Origin of the sequence: Streptomyces sp. NPDC017056, assembly GCF_044332485.1 — a bacterium.
Lineage (GTDB): Bacteria > Actinomycetota > Actinomycetes > Streptomycetales > Streptomycetaceae > Streptomyces.
The window spans coordinates 29,372-43,653 of record NZ_JBIRPD010000009.1; the positions used below are offsets into that span (position 1 = coordinate 29,372).

Annotated in this window: 13 protein-coding genes; 6 read left to right on the plus strand and 7 right to left on the minus strand. The window is 72.5% G+C overall.

What is annotated here, in order from left to right:
* Window positions 1–253 precede the first annotated feature (253 nt).
* The 5 genes from ACH4OW_RS17775 (at window position 254) to ACH4OW_RS17795 (ending at window position 5,905) form a co-directional block, all read left to right on the plus strand.
* Window positions 254–3,064, plus strand: coding sequence for a nitrate- and nitrite sensing domain-containing protein (locus tag ACH4OW_RS17775; RefSeq protein ID WP_398028724.1), 2,811 nt, complete (start codon window positions 254–256; stop codon window positions 3,062–3,064).
* Window positions 3,061–3,549, plus strand: a complete 489-nt coding sequence (locus ACH4OW_RS17780; protein ID WP_360132264.1) for a roadblock/LC7 domain-containing protein — start codon at window positions 3,061–3,063, stop codon at window positions 3,547–3,549. Before ACH4OW_RS17775 ends, ACH4OW_RS17780 begins: the two co-directional genes overlap by 4 nt.
* Window positions 3,546–3,947, plus strand: coding sequence for a DUF742 domain-containing protein (locus ACH4OW_RS17785; protein WP_360132261.1), 402 nt, complete (start codon window positions 3,546–3,548; stop codon window positions 3,945–3,947). The genes ACH4OW_RS17780 and ACH4OW_RS17785 overlap by 4 nt, the downstream gene beginning before the upstream one ends.
* Window positions 3,948–3,951: 4 nt before the next feature.
* A complete protein-coding gene (locus ACH4OW_RS17790) occupies window positions 3,952–4,593 on the plus strand; it encodes an ATP/GTP-binding protein (RefSeq protein ID WP_360132258.1) in 642 nt (213 codons plus the stop codon).
* Between the two features lie 61 nt (window positions 4,594–4,654).
* Entirely contained in the window at window positions 4,655–5,905 is a 1,251-nt protein-coding gene (locus ACH4OW_RS17795) for a styrene monooxygenase/indole monooxygenase family protein (RefSeq protein WP_398028727.1), read from the plus strand.
* Here ACH4OW_RS17795 and ACH4OW_RS17800 read toward each other — a convergent pair.
* From ACH4OW_RS17800 to ACH4OW_RS17825, 6 genes are all read right to left on the minus strand, one after another.
* Complete coding sequence (locus tag ACH4OW_RS17800) at window positions 5,902–7,440, minus strand: alpha/beta hydrolase (protein WP_398028730.1); 1,539 nt, start codon at window positions 7,438–7,440, stop codon at window positions 5,902–5,904. The two genes, ACH4OW_RS17795 and ACH4OW_RS17800, sit on opposite strands and share 4 nt — an antisense overlap.
* A gap of 105 nt (window positions 7,441–7,545) precedes the next feature.
* On the minus strand, window positions 7,546–8,682 hold the full coding sequence (locus tag ACH4OW_RS17805) for an NlpC/P60 family protein (protein ID WP_398028732.1): 1,137 nt from the start codon (window positions 8,680–8,682) through the stop codon (window positions 7,546–7,548).
* A 260-nt stretch (window positions 8,683–8,942) separates the two neighbouring features.
* Entirely contained in the window at window positions 8,943–10,097 is a 1,155-nt protein-coding gene (locus ACH4OW_RS17810) for a chitinase (RefSeq protein ID WP_398028733.1), read from the minus strand.
* 181 nt (window positions 10,098–10,278) lie between these two features.
* Window positions 10,279–10,542, minus strand: coding sequence for a hypothetical protein (locus tag ACH4OW_RS17815; protein WP_360132243.1), 264 nt, complete (start codon window positions 10,540–10,542; stop codon window positions 10,279–10,281).
* An 85-nt stretch (window positions 10,543–10,627) separates the two neighbouring features.
* Window positions 10,628–11,368, minus strand: coding sequence for a TetR/AcrR family transcriptional regulator (locus ACH4OW_RS17820; protein ID WP_398028735.1), 741 nt, complete (start codon window positions 11,366–11,368; stop codon window positions 10,628–10,630).
* 105 nt (window positions 11,369–11,473) lie between these two features.
* A complete protein-coding gene (locus ACH4OW_RS17825) occupies window positions 11,474–12,421 on the minus strand; it encodes a diiron oxygenase (protein ID WP_398028737.1) in 948 nt (315 codons plus the stop codon).
* Window positions 12,422–12,591: 170 nt separating this feature from the next.
* Between ACH4OW_RS17825 and ACH4OW_RS17830 the strand changes: the two genes are divergently transcribed.
* On the plus strand, window positions 12,592–13,707 hold the full coding sequence (locus ACH4OW_RS17830) for a ferritin-like domain-containing protein (protein WP_398028739.1): 1,116 nt from the start codon (window positions 12,592–12,594) through the stop codon (window positions 13,705–13,707).
* A gap of 13 nt (window positions 13,708–13,720) precedes the next feature.
* Here the strand turns inward: ACH4OW_RS17830 and ACH4OW_RS17835 are convergent, their stop codons facing one another.
* Window positions 13,721–14,137: an ATP-binding protein gene (locus ACH4OW_RS17835; protein WP_398028742.1), complete on the minus strand. Its 417-nt coding sequence runs from the start codon at window positions 14,135–14,137 to the stop codon at window positions 13,721–13,723.
* Between the last annotated feature and the right edge of the window lie 145 nt (window positions 14,138–14,282).

Consider the following 14,282-nt stretch of genomic DNA (forward strand, 5'->3'; position numbering starts at 1 on the left):
GATGTTCACTCATTCGAGTGGCCGGGTGTGCGTTGCCGGGCCGCTGCGCGATGCCGGTGGAATGGTCGTGGCCCGGATCTTGGGTGGGGCCGGAACGCTCGTCGCGACGCGCAGAGCCGGGCTGTTTCCCTCGCGGACGTGCGAATTGCTGCGGACCTCGCGGCCTTCGCACGGATACGCGCCGCGAGCGGAGAGCGATCCGGGTCCGCGGAACCACACGGTGTGGGCAGGCGAGACAGGAATGCGAGCAGCGGTGCGGAAGAAGCGGCTTCGGGACGGCGCGGTCGGGCCGGAAACACCGGCCGGTTCGGTTTCGGGTACGGCTCAGGGCGTCGGCCCGGCCGCACCCCCGGGGACCGTTCCGGCACCGGCAACCGGCACCGGGCCCGGCGGCAACGGGTCCGCCGCCCCCAAGAAGACCCCGCCCAAGGGCGCGCCGCCCGCCCCCGTCCCGGCGCCCGCCGGCCGCCCCGCACGGGTGCGCAACCGGCTCGTCGTCGCCGTGGCCGTCGCCGCGGCCGCCGTTCTCGGCGCGGGCGCCCCCGCCGTCCTGTCCGCCGTGGACGACGCCCACGACTCCCAGCGCCTGGTCGACCTCGCGGGGCTGAACGCCCGCGCCGTCACCCTCGCGCACTCCCTCGCCGACGAGCGCGACGCGATGACCGAGTACGTCGCCGCGGGGCGCACCGCCAAGTCCGGCGCCGGCGTCTCGGAGTCCCAGCGGGCCCGCGTGGACCGGCAGATCAGCGAACTGCGCGCGGTCTCGCACGGCGCCGCCGGAGCCACCGACACGTACCGGGCCGCCGACAAGCTCCTGCGCGCGCTGCCGGAAACCCGCCAGAAGGCGTTGTCCGGCCCCGGCCAGGCCACCGACACCCTCAACGACTACACGGCCGCGATCCAGGCGCTCGGCGCCCTGTCCGACGCCGTCGCCCGCGACCTGCCCGCCCGCGCGAACGAGGCCGCCCCGGACGCCCGCGCCCTGCCGCAGCTCGGCCGCGCCACCGACCAGGCGTCCGTCACCCGCGCGCTGCTGGTGCCGGCCCTCGCCAACGGCGGCCCGCAGGCCCGGCTGACCGCCGCGGCCCAGCAGTCGTACGTACGCGAACAGGCCGCGCTGGCCGCCTTCAAGCAGTCGGCGAGCACCAAGGCGCAGGACGCCTACGAACGCACCGTCAACGGCGGCGACGTCAACACCGCCGAGCGCTACCTCACCCGGCTCACCGACCAGCCGCGCCTGGACACCGCCGACCAGAGCCTGAGCAGCGCGCGCGTACAGGCCGCGCTCACCGCCCGGATCGGCCTGATGCGCGGCGTCGAGGCGTCGATGGCCACCGCCGACATCGACCGGTTCGGCGCGCTGCGCGACGACGACGTGACGGCCATGGAGCTGCGTATCGCCCTGGTCGGCGCCTGCCTGCTGATCGCGGCCGGCGCCGGTATCTCCGCGTGGCGCTCGGTGACCCGGCCGCTCGCGGCGCTGCGCCTGGGCGCCAAGCGGGTGGCGGCCGACCCGGCGGGCGAGCCGCCGGTCGGGTTCAAGGGCCGCAACGACGAGTTCGCCGACGCCGTACGGTCCGTCAACGCGCTGCACGCCCACGTGGGCGAGACCGCGCGCCGGGTCGCCGAACTGGAGGCCGAGCGGGCCCGGCTGATCGGCGGACGGCAGCGGCTGGCCACCGAGCGCGCGGCGCTGCGGGAGGAACGGGAGTCGCTGCGGCAGGAGATCGCGGACCTCACCGGGCGGATGACGGCGCTGCGCACCGGCGTCCAGGGCCGGTTCGTCAACCTCGCGCTGCGCACCCTGGGCCTGGTGGAGCGCCAGCTGACCGTCATCGAGTCGCTGGAGGAGAAGGAGCAGGACCCGGACCGCCTGGAAACCCTCTTCAAGCTGGACCACTTCGCCGCCCGCATGCGGCGCAACAGCGAGAACCTGCTCGTGCTGGCCGGCGCCGAGCACAGCACCGCGCACCCGGGCCCGGTCCCGCTGCTGGACGTGCTGCGCGCCTCCGTCAGCGAGATCGAGCGGTACGAGCGGGTCCGCGTCCAGTCGCTGCCGCCGCACTCCCAGGTCGCCGGGTTCGCCGCCGACGACGTCAGCCACCTGGTGGCCGAGCTGCTGGAGAACGCCACCGCCTTCTCGCCGCCGGACTCGCACGTCGAGCTGTCCGGCTGGCTGCTGGAGAGCGGCGAGGTCATGCTCTCCGTCCAGGACGAGGGCATAGGGATGACCGCCGACCGGCTGGCGGAGCTGAACGCCCGCCTGGCGGACGCGGCGGAGCCCGCCGGCGACAGCCTGGAGGCGGCGGACGAGCCCCTCGGGCTCGGCCTGTACGTCGTCGTCCGGCTCGCCGCCCGGCACGGCGTGCGCGTACAGCTGCGGGACCAGAAGCAGGGCGGCATCACGGCCGTCGTCGTGCTGCCCGCGTCCATCCTGCCCACCCGGCCCGTACCGGCGGCCGCCGCGCCCGCGCCGCCCGGCGAGTCCGGCGCCGGCCAGAACCTGCCCGGCTCGGTCGCCGAGGCCAACTCCAACACCCTCCAGGCGCGGCTGCCGCGCCTGGACCCGGCGGCCGGGAGCGCGGACCAGGGCGAGCGCGCCCCCACGGGCGACCCCCTGGTGGCGGCGGCGGAGCGCGCCGTGGACACCGCCGAACACGACAGGGCCCAGGACGCGGCACGCCCGGCGCCCGGGACCGCGGCCCCGGCCGCGGAGACGACCAGCGGGACCGGCGCGGCAGGACCGTACGCCGCCGGGCCCGGCGAACACACCCGGGCGGACGCCGCGACGCCGCGCCGGGTGACCGATCAGGGACTGCCCAAGCGCACGCCCCGGATCGTGGCACGGAAGCCCCCCGCCGCACCCCGCACGGGCAACGCGGCGGCCACCGCCGACGCCCTGCGGGCCCGGCTCGGCGGCTTCCAGCAGGGGGCGCGGGACGGCCGGCGCGACGTCGAGGCCGAGATCGCGGAACGTACAGCGGAGCAGACCATCCCACAGACGGACACCGACGGAGCGGGGGCCCCGGGAGAGAGCCACGTTGTCGAGGAGGCACGCGATTGAAGGCGCAAGCGACCACTGCTTACGGACTGAGCAGTCAGGCACGGAATCTGCACTGGTTGCTGACCAACCTGGTTGACGAGGTACCGGGCATCCGCTCGGTCGCGGTGGTCTCCTCCGACGGACTGCTGCTGCTCTCCTCCGACCCGAAGGCCGCCGCCACGGCGGCCCCGGGCGGGCAGCCGGCGGGGCCCCGCGGGTCCAGCGCGGATTTGGCGACCATCGTCTCCGGGCTGGGCAGCCTGACCACCGGCGCCGCCAAGCTGATGGACGGCGGCGCGGTCAAGCAGACGATGGTCGCGATGGACGAGGGCAGCCTCTTCGTCATGTCGGTCAGCGACGGCTCGCTGCTCGGGGTGCACGCCGCCCCGGACTGCGACATGAGCGTCATCGCCTACCACATGGCGCTGTTCGTCGGCCGGGCCGGCCACGTCCTCACCCCCGAACTCCGCAGCGAGCTGCGCAAGTCGATGGAGAGCGCCCAGTGAGCAACGCCCCCAAACTCCCCGTGCGCGGCGGGGACAGGAAACCCTCGCGCGTGCGCCCGTACTCGCTCACCGGCGGGCGCACCCGCTTCGGCCACGTGCTGCTCGTCGAGACGTTCGTGGCCGCGCTGGACGGCCCCGAGGAGCGGCGCGAGCTGACCTCCGGCGGCTGGGGCGACCGGGTGATGCCGGAGATGCGCGCGATCGTCGAGCTGTGCCGCCGCATGCGCTCGGTCGCGGAGATCTCCGCGCTGCTCAAGATGCCGCTGGGCGTGGTCCGCGTCCTGCTCAGCGATCTCGCAGACCAAGGAAAGATCCGCGTCTACGGCACCGGGCACGGCCCCGGCCGGCCCGACCGCGCGCTGCTCGAAAGGGTGTTGGGTGGACTTCGCAGGCTCTGACACGATGACGGCCACTGCGGCCGGGGCCGCCGGAGCGCCCGAGGTGTCCGCGGCGGCCGACGAGGCGGGGCTGCAGAGCTGGCAGACGGATCGTTCCCGCGCGCCCATCGCGACCAAGATCGTGGTGGCGGGCGGCTTCGGCGTGGGCAAGACGACCTTCGTCGGCTCGGTCTCCGAGATCACCCCCTTGCAGACCGAGGCGGTGATGACGCAGGCCAGCGAGGGCACCGACGACCTGTCCGCCACTCCGCACAAGACCACGACCACGGTCGCGATGGACTTCGGGCGGATCACCCTCGAATCCGACCTGGTGCTGTACCTGTTCGGTACGCCGGGGCAGCAACGTTTCTGGTTCATGTGGGACGACCTGGTACGCGGCGCGATCGGCGCCGTCGTGATGGCCGACACCCGCCGCCTGGACGACTGCTTCCCCGCGCTGGACTACTTCGAGAGCTGCGGCCTGCCGTACATCGTCGCGGTCAACCACTTCGAGGGGACGGCCGAGTACGCCGTCGAGGACGTACGCGAGGCGCTGACCGTGCCGCCGCACGTGCCCGTCGTGATCATGGACGCGCGCAAGCGGATCACGGTCGTCGACGCGCTGCTCGCGCTCGTCGCCCACGCCCTCGAAGCCACTCCCGAATAGCCCCGAGCCGCCCCCCCCGTACCGCCGCCGCCCCCCCCGTACCTGGGAAGAGAGCACCACCATGCGGAAGATACTCATCGTCGGAGCCGGCCAGTCCGGTCTCCAACTCGCCCTCGGACTCCAGTCCGCGGGCTACGAGGTCACCCTCATGTCCAACCGCACCGCCGACGAGATCCGCTCCGGCCGGGTCATGTCCACGCAGTGCATGTTCCACACCGCGCTCCAGCACGAGCGCGACCTGTCGCTCAACTTCTGGGAGAGCCAGGCGCCGCGCATCGAGGGGCTGGGCGTCTCGGTCGCCGCCCCCGGCAGCCACGCGGAACCCGGCGGCACCCAGCGCGCCGTCGACTGGGTCGGCAAGCTGGACGGCTACGCCCAGTCCGTCGACCAGCGCCTGAAGATGGCCGGCTGGATGGAGACCTTCGCGCAGCGCGGCGGGCAACTCGTCATCCACGGCGCCGCCGTCTCCGACCTCGACTTCTTCGCGAGCCGCTACGACCTGACGCTGGTCTCGGCGGGCAAGGGCGAGCTGGTGTCGATGTTCGGCCGCGACGCGTCCCGGTCCCCGTACGACGCACCGCAGCGCGCCCTGTCCGTCGCGTACGTGCACGGCCTGGGCCCGCGACCCGAGCACCCCGACTTCGACGCGGTGCGCTGCAACCTCGTACCGGGCGTCGGCGAGCTGTTCATCATGCCGACGCTGACCAACTCGGGCCGCGCCGACATCCTCTTCTGGGAAGGCATACCCGGCGGCCCGCTGGACGTCTTCGCAGGCGTCCGGGACCCCAACGAACACCTGGCGACCACCCTGGAGCTGATGGAGCGCTTCACTCCCTGGGAGTACGCGCGCGCCACGAAGGTCGAGCTGACCGACGCCAACGGCACCCTCGCCGGCCGCTACGCGCCGACCGTGCGCCACCCCGTCGGCCGGCTGCCCTCGGGCGGCCTGGTCCTCGGCGTCGCGGACGTCGTCGTCGCCAACGACCCGATCACCGGCCAGGGCTCCAACTCCGCGTCCAAGTGCGCCGCCTCCTACCTCGCCTCGATCATCGAGCACGGAGACCGCCCCTTCGACGCGGACTGGATGCAGACCGCCTTCGACCGCTACTGGGAGACCGCCCGGCACGTCACGAGGTGGACCAACGCGATGCTGGCGCCGCCGCCGGAGCACGTGCTGAACCTGATCGGCGCGGCCGGACAGCTCCAGCCGGTCGCCGACCGGTTCGCGAACGGTTTCAACGACCCGGCCGACTACGACAACTTCTTCTTCGAGCCGGAGAAGACCGAGGCGTACCTGGCTTCGCTCGGCTAGCGGACCGACCCGGGCGCCGGGCAGCCGGCGTCCTTCGCCGGCGCGGCCCCCGTGAGCAGGTACCGGTCCACCAGGGTGTCCACACACCGGTTGCCGTTCCCGTACTGGCCGTGGTCGCCGCCGCCGACGGTGACCAGACGGGAGCCGCGCAGGGCCCGGTGGGCCGCGAGCGCGCCCTCGTAGTGGGCGGCCGGGTCGTGCCAGGAGGCGAGCATGAGCGTCGTCGGCAGGCCCTTGCCGGTGACGTGGACGCGCGGGGCGCGGGAGGCGGGCCAGGCGGCGCAGGTCGCAGCAAAGGCCAGGGACCGCGCCCCGACCAGCGGGTACTTCGCGGTGTACGCGGCGGTACGGCGCACCCAACCGTCCATGTCCCGGCTCCACGGGGTGTCGTTACAGGTCACCGCCGTGTACTCGGCCAGGAACTCCGGGCTGAGGTAGCCGCTGAAGACCTTCCGGGCCGCGCCGCGCCCGGCCGGTGCGGCGGTGTCCCAGTGGTCGAGGGCCGCGAGCGCGGTGGCCAGCGGCGCGAAGCCCTCGGCTGCGTTGTAGACGGCCTGGCTGGTGCCGAAGTCCAGGCGGTTGGGGGTCACCCGCTGCCCATTGCCCAGGTCGGCGGGGTGGTCGCGCAGGGCAAGCCGCCGCGCCTCCCACTTCGCCTTCGCCTCGGGGGCGGTGCGCCCGTAGTGGTACGTGGCGTCGCGCGCGGCCAGCCAGGGCAGAAAGTCCTGCTCGAAGCGGCGCTGGAAGCTGAGCGGCTGGCCCTCCTCGAAGGTCTGCCACGTGCCGGCGAAGCCGACCGGGCTGTCCAGGACGAGCCGGTCGACGCGGTGCGGGAACTCCGTCGCGTAATAGGCGCCGATCATGGTCGCGTACGAGGGACCGTAATACGCGATCTTGCGGGCGCCGAGCAGCGCGCGGAACAGGTCCATGTCGCGCACGGTCTGGTCGGTGGTGACGTACGGCGCCAGACCGCCGCCCCGCTCCTGGCAGGCACGGGCCAGCTGCCGCGAACGCCGCACGACGCCGCGGACCGCCCCGGCCGAGCGGTCCCGTGAGTCGTCGCCGAAGAACGCGTCGAACTCCTCCTGGGTCTGGCAGCGCAAGGGGGCGCTGAGCGGCAGCCCGCGCTGGTTGAAACTCACGATGTCGTACGCGGCGGCCACCGCGGGCGACCTCCCGGCGAACTCCGCCGGTCTGCGAAGGCCCTGCCCGCCCGGCCCGCCCGCCGCCATCATCAGGACGCCCCGCCGGGCGGCCGGACCGGCCGCCCGGTGCCGGGACACGGAAACGCCGATGTCCGGGCCGCCCTCGGGGCGGTGCCAGTCGCGCGGCACGGTCATCGTCGCGCACTCCAGCGACGGCGCGCCGTCACAGGTGTGCCAGTCGAGCCGCTGCTCCGTGTAGCGCGCGGGAACGTGCCCGCCGCCCGCGGCAACGGCGGACCCGGTGGCCGCCGGCAGCAGCGCGGCCGTCGCCACGGTCACCAGTCCCGCCACGGAGACGCTTCGCCACCGGCGCTTTCCGAACACCCGCATACGTTCCTCCCCTGTAGGCACGTACGGCTGTGTGCCGTACGGGAACGATGCTGCGCTGCGCGGCCGGGGACGTCGATGAAGCAGGTGTGAGTCCCGGGGGTGGTGTCAGTACCACCGCGGCGGCACGTACGCGCTGAGCGCCGCGGCGTCCCGGTCCGGGCGTACGGCGCCGAGCAGGGGGTTCGCCGCGATGGGGGAGACCTTGACCCGGGCGCCGGGGCGCGGGGCCTGGACCACCTTGCCGTCGCCCAGGTACATCGCGACGTGCGTGGCGCCGGGGAAGTAGAGCACCAGGTCGCCGGGGCGCAGCCGGCTCAGCGGTACGTGCGGCAGCTGCCGCCACTGCTCCTGGCTGGTGCGCGGGACGGGCCGGCCGGCGTGGGACCACGCCTGCGAGGTGAGGCCGGAGCAGTCGAAGGAGTCGGGCCCCTGCGCGCCCCAGACGTACGGCTTGCCGACCTGCCGCAGGCCGTACCGGACCGCCCGCTCGCCGCTCGCCGAAGGGGCGCGTGCCCCGCGCAGCTCGCCGGACGACAGCAGGCTGCGCTGAGCGTCGTCCGTGCCCTCCTGTTCCATCCGGCCGAGTGCGGCGAGCTGGTCCTCGGAGAGGCCGGAGAGCAGTTCCTCGACCTCTTTGAGGCGGCCTTGCACCGCGTCCCGCTGCTGTTTGCGCTGCTCGGTGAGCACCTGTTGCCTGTCCAGCGCCGCCCGTGACGCCTTCGCCAGCTCGTCCGCCCGCTTCTCGTTGCGGGTGAGCCGGCTGACGACGGCGGCCTGGCCGCCGGCCGCCTCCTTGAGCAGGTGCCCTTCCTCCAGTACGTCCCGCGGGTCGTCGGCGAGCAGCATGCGCAGGTACGCGGAGAGCCCGCCGGCGCCGGTGCCCTGGTACTGCTGGCGGGCCAGCCGTCCCGCGTCGGCCTGCCCGTCGGCGAGCCGCGTACGGGTGCGGGCCAGCCGGACGTTGAGGTCCTGGGACTTCTTCCGCTGTGCCTTGAGGCCCTCCTCGGTGGCGTTGTACTCCTCGGTGGCCTGTTCGGTCCGCCGGTAGAGGTCCTGGAGGCGGGTGAGCAGGCGGCGGAGCGACACGTCGCCGGAGCCGCCGGGCTCCGGCGACGCACCGGCATGGTCCGGGCCCGGTTCGGGCGCTTCCCCGGTGGCGGACGGGTCCGGTTCGGGCGCGGCGTGCACGGGGGCCGCGGGGAGCGTCAGGGTGACCGCGCCCACCAGCGCCGCCGCGCACACCGACCGTACGATCCGCCCCGGCGCCGACCGACCTGGTCCGGGCCGTACCGACGGGCACCGCTGCGACACCTGTCCACCTCCGACGAACTGCTGCGGCCGCGGCGGACCCGCGGTCCGCCGCCCGGTTCGTTCGGATCGTGCCACGGTCGTCTTATCTTCGCCGTGGGGGTGGGGCCACCGGAGCGGTACGGTCACCCGATCGGCGGCCGGTGGCGTGTCGCCGTACCCGACGCCTCGTCAGCCGTGCCGCTGACGCGGGATCAGCTGCCGAAGTACCTGTCGAAGTTCTTCTGGAACTCCCAGCCGCCGAAGCGGTCCCAGTTGACGGACCAGGTCATCAGGCCGCGCAGCGCGGGCCAGCGGCCGTGCGTCCGGTAGCTGCCGCAGTCGGTGGACTTGGTCAGGCAGTTGAGGGCCTTGGTGACCTCGGCGGGCGGGGTGTGGCCGTTGCCCGCGTACGGGGAGGCGGGCAGGCCGACGGCGACCTGGGACGGCTTGAGCGCGGGGAAGACGTTGTTCTGGTTGCCGGCGACCGGGAAGCCGGTCAGCAGCATGTCGGTCATCGCGATGTGGAAGTCCGCGCCGCCCATGAAGTGGTACTGGTTGTCCAGGCCCATGATGGGGCCGGAGTTGTAGTCCTGGACGTGCAGCAGGGTCAGGTCGTCGCGCAACGCGTGGATGACGGGGAGGTACGCGCCGGCGCGCGGGTCCTGGCCGCCCCAGGGGCCCGAGCCGTAGAACTGGTAGCCGAGCTGGACGAAGAACGTCTCCGGCGCCATGGTCAGGGTGAACCCGGCGCCGTACCGGGCCTTGAGGGTCTTCACCGCAGAGATCAGATGGACGATCGACGGCGTCTTCGGGTTCTTGAAGTCGGTGTCGCCGTTGGCCAGCGAGAGGGAGTGGCCCTCGAAGTCGATGTCCAGGCCGTCCAGCCCGTACCGGTCGATGATCGCGCCGACCGACTGCACGAACCGGTCGCGGGCCGCGGTGGTGGTCAGCTGCACCTGCCCGTTCTGCCCGCCGATCGATATCAGCACCTTCTTGCCCGCGGCCTGCTTGGCCTTGACCGCGGCCTTGAACTCGTCCTCGGTCTCCACGCCGGGACACTCCGCCCTGGGGCAGAGCGAGAAGCGGATGTCGCCGGAGGTGACGGAGGTCGGCTCGCCGAAGGCCAGGTCGATGATGTCCCAGCTGTCCGGGACGTCGGCCAGCCGGGTGTAGCCGGAGCCGTTGGCGAAGCTCGCGTGGAGGTAGCCGACGAGGGCGTGCTCGGGGAGTGCTTGTGCGCGGGCGGTCGGTGCGGGGGCGGGGGCCGGGGTGGCGTGGGCGGGGGAGGCGAACAGGGCCGTGGCGCCGAGGAGGCCGGCGGCGACGGCGGCGAGGGGTCTCTTGGCGGGCCTGCGTCTGCGGCGCATGGGGGGTGCTCCTTGTCGACGGCGGTACGGAGGGGGCGTACACGGGTGCCGAAGGTGGGAGGGGGCCGCCCCTGCGGGGGTGGGGCCTTGCCAGGGAGGCGCAAGCGCGGCTCCCCCCTGGGCAGGCAGCAAACAGGACTAGACCAGTACTGTCAATGGTCCGGACCAAGATGGGTGTGCCTCAACGCCGCCGCACCCACGGCCACTTGGGGCCGCCGGCCGGCTTGCCCTCCGGGTCGTACTCGTACTTCCACCCCCGCGGCAGCCCCAGCCGGCCCACCCGCCCCGGCGCCCGCCGGTACAGGTGCACCGTCGGCGGGCGGCCGTCGTCGTTCGGCACCGGGATCTCGTACGTCTTCGGCGGCTGGCCGGTCGCACCGACGAGGACCGGCAGCACCCGCCCATCCAGCGGACCGCCGATGAACGGGGTGTTCTCACTTCTCACCCCACCAGTCTCACATCGATTCCCGGACCGGTGAAAGCGCAGGTCAGGCCATGCGCCGCCGAGTAGGCCGAACGGCGGCGCGCGCTCAGATCAAATGCGCGGCCTCGGCCACGATCGGCAGGATCCGCCGGGCCAGCTCGCCGACCGGGCCCTCGGAGGTCTCCATGGCCAGCGCCGCCCGCGCCACCTGCGCGGCCTGCTCGTCGGTCGCCGCGGTCGCGGTCAGCAGTGCGACGAAGTGGTCGACCAGCCAGTCCCGCAGCTCGTCCAGCGGCGGCTGCTTGTCCTCGTCCAGCCAGATCAGGGACGCCGCCTCGACGGCCGTTATCCACGTACGGACCGCCATCCGCAGCCGCGGCGTGGGGGCGGTCGCGCCCAGGTGGTGCAGGATCTGCTCGGCGGCGGTGCGCCGCACCTCGTCCACGATCGCGGACGTGCGGGTGGTCTCGACGACGCTGCCGCCCTGGAGCAGCGCGCTGAAACCCGCGTCGTGCTCGTCGACGAAGGCGAGGTAGCGGTCCAGCGCCCGGCCGAGGCGCTGCGTCAGCGGACCGTCCTCGGGCTCGTCGAAGCAGCCCTCCAGTATGTCGGCCGCACTGCGCAGCGCCGCCTCGTACAACTGCTGCTTGCCGCCGGGGAAGTAGCGGTAGACGAGCGGCCGGGACACCTGCGCGGCACTCGCGACGTCGTCCAGCGAGACGTCCTCCGGGGCGCGCTGGGCGAACAGGCCCAGGGCCGCGGCAAGGAGTTGGGAGCGGCGCTCCTCGACGCTGAGCCTGCGATAGGCGGGTCGGGGTACTGCTGGGGCGGTGCCGCTGCCGTTCATCCCAGCAGCGTAACCGCCCCGTCGGCGAAGCGCCGGGGCGGGTTCGGGCGCACTCGGGAGCACCCGCCGCCCGAAGAGCGGGCGCCCCCGGCCCGGCCGCCGCCGCTACGCCAGCAGCCCGGAGCTCTTCCAGAGCCTGCGGCCGACGCCCCGCAGCACGCCGATGTCGTCCAGGAACTCCGTCAGCCGGCCCGCGCCGGACTGCATCACCTCGCGGCGGTGCCCGCTCGCCTTCACCTGGGCCACCGCCTCCCGCCGGTCCAGCCCGACGTTCGTGTAGACCTGCGGGTTGACGAAGGCGATCGAGAAGACGCGGGCCGCCTCCCCGCAGCTGAGCCGGGTCAGCTCCTGCTCCCAGCGCGGCGCCGTGACCATCTGGCGGCGCAGCTCCTCACGGGCGTACCGGACGTGCCGGGCCTCCTCGACGACGTGGATGCGGGTGACGCCGCGCACGATCGTCTGCACCCGCTCGTCCGGGAAGGTCAGCCGCTGCATCCAGTCGAGTATCTCCTCGCCGAGCAGCGTGCAGGCGAAGGAACCGGGCGTCGTGGAGACGGTCTTGAGGATGCGCGCCAGGTTGTGGTTGAGGCGCGAGACGGGGTACGAGGGCGCCCCGCCCTTCTGGATCATGCGCGCGAACATCTTCGAGTGCCGGCACTCGTCGGCTATCTCGGTGAGCGCGTAGCGGACGTGCGCGCTGGTCACGGACTTGTCGTAGATGTGCCGTACCAGCAGCTGCATCAGGATGATCTCGAACCAGATGCCCAGCGAGGCCAGCGAGGCCGCCTCGTGCCGGGACAGCTCCATCCGCTGCTCCTCGGACATCTTCTTCCACAGCGGGGTGTCGTAGAGGGACACCAGCTCCGGCGGCCAGTACCACTTGCCCTCTTCCAGGGGCGCGTCCCAGTCGAGTTCGGTGTCCGGGTCGAAGGAGTGCTTCGCGGAGGAGTCGAGCAGCCGTTCCGCCACCTGCTCGCGGTTCTTGAGCAGCCCGAGGGCGTCCCGGAGGACTTCCGGCTCCGTCACGGTGGTTGCTGTCGTCACGGTCGTCATGGCTGTGGTTACCTCGCTCGTGGGTTACCCGCGGTCACGTCTTATGAGACTGCTTGTCAGCAAGCGCGTCAATCCCCTGCGCACGACTTATTGACCCGCCGGTAAGTCCCGTGTGAGCCTGCCAACGACCGCCTCCGGCGCTGGGGGGCGGGTGAAGCGAGGAGGCGCGTGTGTCGAGCCGCGAGCTGTACGCGATGGACCCGGGCGACGGGCTGTGGACCGTACCGGCGGGCAGCCCGGCCCGCTTCAACTGGGAGTACGACGGCGGCCGCGAACGGCTCCTGGCCCTCTACCAGAAGGGCAAGGACAAGCAGTGGGACGCCAACCTGCGCATCGACTGGACGCAGGAGGTCGACCCGTACGACCCGCTCGGCACCCCGGACGAATCGGTCTCCCTGTACGGCACCCCCTATTGGGACCGGATGTCGGACAAAGAACGCGGCGAACTGCGGCAGCACTACGCGTCCTGGCAGTTCAGCCAGTTCCTGCACGGCGAACAGGGCGCGATGGTGTGCGCGGCGCGCATCGTGGAGACCGTCCCCGACCTCGACGCCAAGTTCTACTCCGCGACCCAGACCATGGACGAGGCGCGCCACGCCGAAATCTACAGCCGCTTCCTGAAAGACAAGATCGGGATGCTCTACCCGGTCAACGACAACCTCCAGTCCCTCCTGGAGGACACCCTCACCGACTCCCGCTGGGACATGCCCTACCTGGGCATGCAGGTACTGATCGAAGGTCTGGCACTGGCCGCCTTCGGCATGATCCGCGACACCACCACCAAGCCGCTGCCCAAGCAGATCCTGGCGTACGTCATGCAGGACGAGGCCCGCCACGTCGCCTTCGGGCGAATGGCACTGCGCGACTACTACAAACAACTCACCGACGCCGAACGCCGCGAACGCGAAGAATTCGTCATCGACGGCTGCTACCTCATGCGCGACCGCCTACGCGGCCTCGAAGTCCTCGAAAACTTCGGCATCCCCGCCCACGAGGCCGCCGAATACACCGAGAACTCCGAATTCCTCCACCTCTTCCGCAAACTCCTCTTCAGCCGCATCGTGCCCTGCGTCAAGGACATCGGCCTATGGGGCGAACGCCTCCAACGCGCCTACGTCGACATGGGCGTCTTCGACCTGGGCGACTCCAACCTCGACCAACTGATGGCCCAAGACGAAGAACTAGCCGAACAACTCGACGCGGCACGCTTCGCGAAGGAAGAGCACGACCGAATCGCTGAGGTGGCGGAGGCGGTCGCGAAGGGGGCGGAGGAAGGCGAGGGCTGAACCCGCCCGTCCCTCACGCCCGGCCCATCAACGCCCCCACCTCGAACCATGTCGCCTTGCCCGGCCCCACGCCGTGCCGGCACACGCCCCACGCGGCGGCGTTAGCCGAGATGAGCAGTATGCCGCGCCCGGTCTCCGCGGCCTCGGCCCCGGCCGAGGCCGCCGCACACACCGGCAGCCCGGCGGCCTCGTCATGGACCAGCACCCGGAGCTGACTGGGTACGGACCACTCCGCGTACACCGTGACCGGCGCTGAGCAGTCGCTCGTACGACACGCGTTGACGGCATTGGTGACCGCCTCGGACGTGAGCAGCAGCGCGTCGTCGGCAAGATCCCCCCGCCCCACCGCCGCGAGCAACGCCCGCACGGCTTCCCGCGCGACGCGGACCCAGACGGGGTCGGGTGGGAAGACGAGGGAGCAGGTGTGCATGGGGGTCTCCTGCCGAAAGGGGGTGGAACGGTGCCGAAAGTAGGGAACGGTCGTCGTTTGTTGCAACCGTTCCCGCGTCATTCCACCCGCGCGGGTGAAGCGCCGACTCCCCGCCGGGTAGGCCGTGTTGGGTTCGGGAGACTGC

What these genes read in the sequence shown, in the direction of transcription:
- ACH4OW_RS17790 (WP_360132258.1), top strand. Translation starts at nt 3,952, where the DNA reads ATGACGGCCACTGCGGCCGGGGCCGCCGGAGCGCCCGAGGTGTCCGCG.
- ACH4OW_RS17795 (WP_398028727.1), top strand. Translation starts at nt 4,655, where the DNA reads ATGCGGAAGATACTCATCGTCGGAGCCGGCCAGTCCGGTCTCCAACTC.
- ACH4OW_RS17800 (WP_398028730.1), bottom strand. Translation starts at nt 7,440, where the DNA reads ATGCGGGTGTTCGGAAAGCGCCGGTGGCGAAGCGTCTCCGTGGCGGGA.
- ACH4OW_RS17810 (WP_398028733.1), bottom strand. Translation starts at nt 10,097, where the DNA reads ATGCGCCGCAGACGCAGGCCCGCCAAGAGACCCCTCGCCGCCGTCGCC.
- ACH4OW_RS17820 (WP_398028735.1), bottom strand. Translation starts at nt 11,368, where the DNA reads ATGAACGGCAGCGGCACCGCCCCAGCAGTACCCCGACCCGCCTATCGC.
- ACH4OW_RS17825 (WP_398028737.1), bottom strand. Translation starts at nt 12,421, where the DNA reads ATGACGACCGTGACGACAGCAACCACCGTGACGGAGCCGGAAGTCCTC.
- ACH4OW_RS17835 (WP_398028742.1), bottom strand. Translation starts at nt 14,137, where the DNA reads ATGCACACCTGCTCCCTCGTCTTCCCACCCGACCCCGTCTGGGTCCGC.